General features: G+C 63.9%; 8 protein-coding genes. 6 read left to right on the top strand and 2 right to left on the bottom strand.

All coding sequences use genetic code 11. The features are described from left to right. On the top strand, positions 1–637 hold a 637-nt coding region (locus AC5JJ6_RS36895; RefSeq protein ID WP_496046807.1), incomplete at its 5' end, for a DsbA family protein. A gap of 89 nt (positions 638–726) precedes the next feature. Here the strand turns inward: AC5JJ6_RS36895 and maiA are convergent. Continuing rightward, positions 727–1365: a maleylacetoacetate isomerase gene (maiA, locus tag AC5JJ6_RS36890; RefSeq protein ID WP_044425401.1), complete on the bottom strand. Its 639-nt coding sequence runs from the start codon at positions 1363–1365 to the stop codon at positions 727–729. A 130-nt stretch (positions 1366–1495) separates the two neighbouring features. Between maiA and AC5JJ6_RS36885 the strand changes: the two genes are divergently transcribed. The 5 genes from AC5JJ6_RS36885 (at position 1496) to accC (ending at position 5320) form a co-directional block, all read left to right on the top strand. Further along, the gene (locus AC5JJ6_RS36885; RefSeq protein ID WP_496046806.1) at positions 1496–2116 is read left to right on the top strand and encodes an HAD family hydrolase; all 621 of its coding nucleotides are present in this window, start codon (positions 1496–1498) and stop codon (positions 2114–2116) included. Between the two features lie 285 nt (positions 2117–2401). Continuing rightward, a complete protein-coding gene (locus AC5JJ6_RS36880) occupies positions 2402–2893 on the top strand; it encodes a MarR family winged helix-turn-helix transcriptional regulator (protein ID WP_496046805.1) in 492 nt (163 codons plus the stop codon). A gap of 152 nt (positions 2894–3045) precedes the next feature. Next, a complete protein-coding gene (gene aroQ, locus AC5JJ6_RS36875; protein ID WP_084720381.1) occupies positions 3046–3510 on the top strand; it encodes a type II 3-dehydroquinate dehydratase in 465 nt (154 codons plus the stop codon). Position 3511: 1 nt separating this feature from the next. Then, a complete protein-coding gene (gene accB, locus AC5JJ6_RS36870; protein ID WP_496046804.1) occupies positions 3512–3967 on the top strand; it encodes an acetyl-CoA carboxylase biotin carboxyl carrier protein in 456 nt (151 codons plus the stop codon). 12 nt (positions 3968–3979) lie between these two features. Next, positions 3980–5320, top strand: coding sequence for an acetyl-CoA carboxylase biotin carboxylase subunit (gene accC, locus AC5JJ6_RS36865; protein ID WP_044425397.1), 1341 nt, complete (start codon positions 3980–3982; stop codon positions 5318–5320). 18 nt (positions 5321–5338) lie between these two features. Here the strand turns inward: accC and AC5JJ6_RS36860 are convergent, their stop codons facing one another. Next, on the bottom strand, positions 5339–6115 hold the full coding sequence (locus AC5JJ6_RS36860) for a CatB-related O-acetyltransferase (protein WP_496046803.1): 777 nt from the start codon (positions 6113–6115) through the stop codon (positions 5339–5341). Between the last annotated feature and the right edge of the window lie 61 nt (positions 6116–6176).

The following is a 6176-nucleotide window of genomic DNA, read 5'->3' as shown; positions in this document are numbered from 1 at the left end:
CGAGCAGATCGTCAAGGACTACCTGATGGCCCATCCGGAAGTCCTCATCGAATCGTTGAACGCCTATCAGAAGAAGCAGGAAGCGGCGGAGGCGGAAGCCCAGCGCCAGGCGCTCGTCTCGCGTCAGGACGAACTTTTCAAGAATCCGGCCTCGCCGGTCCTGGGAAACCCCAAGGGCGACGTGACGCTGGTGGAGTTCTTCGACTACCAGTGCGGCTACTGCAAGGCCGTCCATGCGGATGTCCGCCGCCTGATCGACAGCGATGCCAATATCCGGCTGGTCTACAAGGAGTTCCCCATCCTGGGACCGGCCTCGATCACGGCGTCGCGCGCCGCCCTCGCTGCCCGGAAGCAGGGCAAGTACGACGCGCTTCATGCGGCGCTGATGGAGAACCGCGGCCAGCTGGACGATGACAAGATCTTCCGGATCGCCACGTCGGCAGGGCTCGATCTGGACCAGTTGAAGAAAGACATGCAGGCGCCTGAAATCAGCGAGGCGCTTCAGCGCAACCTGCGACTCGCCAGCGAACTGAACATTCGCGGCACGCCGGCCTTCGTCGTGGGCGACCAGATCGTCCCCGGCGCCGTCAGCCTGGACAAGCTCAAGGAACTGATCGCGTCCGGCCGCGCCGGCTGACCGCCGTCCCCCGGCGGATCATCCGCACACGAGAAAGGCGCCGGACATTCCCATCCGGCGCCTTTTCTTCAACTCGGCAAGGCGATGCCTTACTCCGCGTCCGCCTGCTTGGCCGGATCGGCGTCCTGGAAGGCGCGAAGTTCGCGGCAGGCGCCGACGACCGCCATGATCCGCGGGAACGGCGACAGGTCGATATCGGCCCGCTCGGCGTTGTAGATCTGCGGAACCAGGCAGATATCGGCGAGCGTCGGTGTATCGCCATGGCAGAACTTTCCGGTACCCGCCGCCGGGGTCAGCGTCTGTTCCAGAGCCGTCAGGCCCTCGACCACCCAGTGGCGGTACCAGTCGTTCTTGGCCTCGTCCGATGCCTTGAGAGGACCGACGAGATAGCGCAGCACCCGCAGATTGTTCAGCGGATGGATGTCGCTGGCGATGGACTGCGCGATGGCCCGGACGCGGGCGCGCTCCAGCGGAGTCTTGGGTAGAACAGCCGGCTCCGGCTGGGTTTCCTCAAGATACTCGATGATGGCGAGCGACTGGGTCAGGACATGTGGTCCGTCGAGCACGAGGGGGATGAGCCCCTGCGGGTTCAACGCGCCGTATTCCGGCGCCGACTGCTCACCCTTGCGGAGATGGACGAAATGATGGTCGACCTGAATCCCCTTGAGGTTCAATGCGATCCGGACACGGAAGGCCGCCGACGACCTGTAATAACCAAAAAGTTTCATTCACGACACTCCGCTCTGGCGCGTTTACGGGATGGCCCCCGCCCGCGCATTTGTTTAGGTATGCCCCATCCGCGTCACCGCCGCACCTGAACGCGCGGTCGCACCCCTCATTATCACAAGGGTTTCCCCAATGCCGAGATCCGCCAATCCCAGCATCGTCGTGTTCGATATCGGCGGTGTGCTGATCGACTGGAACCCACGATACCTGTACCGCAAGCTGTTCTCGGAAGATACCACCGCCATGGAGCATTTCCTCGAGACCGTCTGCACGATGGACTGGAATCTTCAGCAGGACGCGGGACGTCCCTGGAAGGAGGCGGTGGAAGACCTCGCCGCCCGTTACCCTGAAATGGCCGAACTGATCGCCGCGTACGATCTGAACTGGGATGAGATGGTCGCCGGCCCCATCCCGGGAACCGCCGATCTCCTATGGGAACTGAAGCGTGCCGGAATTCCGGTCTACTGCATCACCAATTTCTCGGTGGACAAGCTTGCCTGCGCCCGTCGGCGCTTCGAGGAACTGAACGCCTTCGACGGCATCGTGGTCTCCGGCGAAGTCGGATTGCTGAAGCCGGATGCGGCGATTTACCGCCGCCTGCTCGACCAACACGATCTCCGCGCGGAGGACACCCTTTTCATCGACGACGTCGAGCGGAATGTGGAGGCTGCCCGCGCCGTCGGCATGCATGCCGTCCGGTTCGTCGACGCCGATACCCTGCGCGGTGATCTCGCCGGCTACGGGCTGTTGTAGTCCGCAGGGCGGGAGCCGGCCCCGCTTGATAAGATTTTGTCGGAATGTCACGTGAAACCACGCCAATTATGTTCAATTGGCCGGCAGTTTGAGGCATAATGTTATATAGGAGCAATAATTTCAGATGCATCCGGACTCCTCCCTCCCGGCTGGGGAATGGATGCCAAGGCTTTTTTTGACCACGTGCCCGCTGCCGGTGAAACCTTGGCAAAGGATTTTCCCATGACTGCTCATCCTGCCGACCTGAGCATTGCGCACGGAGGCCTCCCGGATGGAAGGCTCGAGATGGACGAGCGCGAACCGACTACTTCGCCGCCCCCTTCCTCGCTGGTGCTGGAAGACTATCTGCCCTATCGCCTCTCCGTGCTGTCCAACCTCGTGAGCCGGACACTGGCCCGCCTGTACGAACAGCGTTTCGGGTTGACGGTGGCGGAGTGGCGCATCATGGCGGTACTCGCCCGCTTCGGCCCGCTGTCGGCCAACGCGGTCTGCGACCGGACCGCGATGGACAAGGTGCAGGTCAGCCGCGCCGTCGCACGCGCCGTCGACAACGGGCTGGTCGACCGCGGCATCGACGCGCTGGACCGCCGCCGCTCGGTCCTGACGCTGACTTCCAAGGGACGCGGCATCCATGACCAGATCGTGCCGCTTGCCGTCAATCTCCAGGCGAACCTGCTCGGGTCCCTGACGGGGGAGGAGAACTGCCGGCTCAACGACATGCTTTCCCGGCTCTACAGCCGTGCGCGCGAGCTTCACGGTTCCCCGGAAGAGGATTAGGCCGGCGGAAGGGACGCCGGCGGCAGGAGGCTGCGGTGTAGGTGCACTGCACCCCGCCCGCCGCGCCTGCCGCCATCCAGCCACGGGCATTGCCCTACCGGCATCGCGTGCTATAAACGCGGCATCGTAACCGCAGCCTGGAAAGCCGCACCGTGGCTATCGAGCCCTCAGTCCTGGTCCTCAACGGCCCGAACCTCAACATGCTGGGCGTGCGTGAGCCGGCCATCTATGGGACCGAAACCCTCGACGACATCGAGGCGCTGTGCCTGGAACGGGCGGAAGCCCTGAACATCGCGATCGACTTCCGCCAGTCCAACCTGGAGGGCGAGCTGGTTTCCTGGATCCAGCAGGCGCGGGGCGAGCACGACGGCATCATCCTGAACGCGGGTGCCTATACGCATACCTCCATCGCCATCATGGACGCGCTCTCGGTAGCGGAGCTTCCGGTGATCGAGGTCCACTTGTCCAATGTCTTCCGGCGCGAGGCTTTCCGCCACCATTCCTATGTGTCGCCTGTCGCGAAAGGTGTCATCTGCGGCTTCGGCGCGCATGGCTATCTGCTCGCACTGGACGCGCTGGCGCGGCTGATCGATGCCGATTTGAGTAACGGGAACTGATATGGCGACTTTCGACATCGATGGTGATCTGGTCCGCAAGCTCGCGGGCCTGCTGGACGAAACCGGCCTGACGGAGATCGAGTTCGCCGAAGGCGAGAAGCGCATCCGCGTCACCAAGGGCGGCACGGCTCCGGCGTTCTACGCCCAGGCCCCGGCTGCGGGCGCCGCTCCCGCAGCGGCCGCGACGACATCGCCGCCGGCGGCGCTCGGCGTGTCGAGTCATCCCGGCGCCCTGACGTCCCCGATGGTCGGCACCGCCTATGTCTCGTCCGAGCCGGGCGGGCCGCCCTTCGTCCGGGTCGGCGATACGGTAAAGGCCGGGCAGACCGTCCTGATCATCGAGGCGATGAAGGTGATGAACCCGATCAAGGCCCCCAAGGCCGGCACGGTTTCCCAGGTTCTCGTCGGCGATGCCCAGCCGGTCGAGTTCGGCGAAGTCCTCCTGACTATCGAATAAGGGACCATCCCATTGTTCGAAAAGGTTCTGATCGCCAACCGAGGCGAAATCGCCCTCCGCATCCACCGCGCCTGCCGCGAGATGGGGATACAGACAGTCGCGGTCCACTCCACGGCCGACGCCGACGCCATGCATGTGAGGCTGGCCGACGAGGCGGTCTGCATCGGACCGGCGTCCGCCCGCGAAAGCTATCTGAACATACCGGCGATCCTGACCGCCGCGACCATCACCGGCGCCGACGCGATCCATCCCGGCATCGGCTTCATGTCGGAGAACGCCCAGTTCGCCCAGATGGTGGAGGAGCACGGCTTCACCTTCATCGGCCCGACGCCGGAGCATATCCGGATCATGGGCGACAAGGTCACGGCCAAGAAGACCGTGCTGGACCTGGGTCTGCCGGTGGTCCCCGGCTCTCCCGGTCCGGTCGAAACGCTTGAAGAGGCTATCGCCGTCGCCGAGCATACCGGCTACCCGGTGCTGATCAAGGCGGCGGCCGGCGGCGGCGGCAAGGGCATGAAGGTGGCATGGTCGGCCGACCAGCTCCGAGAGGCCTATCAGCTCGCCCGCGGCGAATCGCGCGCCGCCTTCGGCAACGATCAGGTCTATATGGAGCGCTACCTGTCGAAGCCGCGCCATATCGAGATCCAGCTGCTCGGTGACATGCACGGCAACGCCGTGCATTTCGGGGAGCGCGACTGCTCCGTCCAGCGCCGCCACCAGAAGGTAGTGGAAGAGGCCCCCTCGCCCGCTCTCAACGCGGAGCAGCGCGAGTTCATCGGCAATCTGGCCGCCCGCACCACGTCGGAACTGGGTTACCGTGGCGTCGGGACCATGGAGTTCCTGTTCGAGGACGGCGAGTTCTTCTTCATCGAGATGAACACCCGCCTTCAGGTCGAGCACACGATCACAGAGATGATCACCGGCATCGACCTCGTGCGGGAACAGATCCGGGTCGCGACCGGTGCGCCGCTGGGTTACGGCCAATCCGATATCCGTTTCCACGGACACGCGATCGAGTGCCGGGTCAACGCGGAGCATCCGGAAACCTTCCTTCCCTCGCCCGGAAAGATCGACGGCTACCATGCGCCCGGCGGCCTGGGCGTCCGGGTGGACAGCGCGCTGTACGACGGATACCGCGTGCCTCCCTACTATGACAGCCTGATCGCCAAGCTGGTCGTCCACGGCACGACCAGGAACGAGTGCATGATGCGGCTGCGCCGCGCCCTGGAAGAGTTCGTGATCGGCGGTATCGATACCAGCCTGCCGCTTCACCGCCGGATCATCGCGGAACCCAACTTCATCAACGGCAACTACGACATCCACTGGCTGGAACATCTGATGGCCGGGAAGTAGGTCTTCCCGGCAGGCTCCTCACTCCGCCGCCAGGGCGGCGGGCTCGAACAGTCTGGCCAAGTCGTCCGGCGTCGTCTTGGCCGGCGCGTATTCCTTAATGGCTCCGCTGGCGATCTTTTCCTCGATGCCGTCAAGCGCCTCCTCGATCCGGTCCAGCGGCAGGCCGAACAGGTCGAAGATCGAGTAGCGCCACCAGCGCAGCCAGTTCAGCCGCTCGATGGTCTTCTCGGGGAAGCGAAGGCGTTTCACGGTAGCCGGAGTGCCGGCGACGATGCTGTAGGGCGGGACATCCTTCACCACCACGGACCGGCCCCCGACCACCGCGCCGTCGCCGATCGTGACGCCGGCCTTGATGAAGACACCCTGCCCGATCCAGACATCGTTGCCGATCGTCGTGATCCTGCAGGAGTCCTTGAACGGCAGGCGCTGCTTGCGCAGCTCGTTCACCCGGTCGGGCGCCACGAATCTAGCCCAGTCGTGAAGATCCGCCACGTGGGTAACCCGGGAACTGGTCAGCCAGTCGACCGGGTGTTCGTTCGATCCGATCATGACGTCAGGCGCTATCGAGCAGTACCGGCCGATCTTGACGTTGCCGAGTTTACCGCCCGCAATGGAACAGAAGGCGCCGACCTGAAGAATCGTCCGGCTGGCAATGTGAGCCTGGACCATGGTCGGCCCCTCCAGAAACGATATCCGGTTGAGCGCCAGAACACCCTTCGTCTGAGGCAGCTTCAGGCCCAAAGTGGCCAATTTAGCCGCGGGGTTGGGACCAAAATCGATTGTTACGATGCTCACGATGTCACTCCAAATGCTCATAACCCCGTCAATAGCGAGGTTATGATTGGAGATCATTCTT

This window comes from Skermanella sp. (genome assembly GCF_059503625.1).
Note: the sequence above shows the minus strand (reverse complement) of the source record. Positions and strands in the feature narration are given on the sequence as shown.